A 306-nucleotide genomic window follows, 5' to 3' on the forward strand; every position below is an offset into this window, starting at 1 on the left:
CGATAATTTGTCCTGAGGACATGTTCAGCTCATTTGCCAGTTTTAAGTAGGATTCACCCTCGAGGCGACGTTTTACAATATCCGGAAGTTTATTCGGCATACCCTCAAAGTTCGGTGCTAAACCGCTAATGATAAACGTATCGATAACTTCACGGTCCGCTTGTTCTTTTTCTTCACGAGTCTGCATCTTTTCTTCGGGCATATCTAAATCCGCTTCTATTTGTTCAAACGTTGATTTTACCTCTTGTACATTCCCTTTCTCATCGACTTCGTACTGCGTAACCGGCTCATTTGTCTTGGCATTAA

At 42.2% G+C, this 306-nt stretch carries 1 pseudogene; it reads right to left on the reverse strand.

The window, feature by feature from the left end:
• Positions 1–306: pseudogene (locus ACODS7_RS32970) on the reverse strand (2-methylcitrate dehydratase); the annotation flags it as partial.

Source organism: Bacillus sp. FG16, assembly GCF_057809515.1.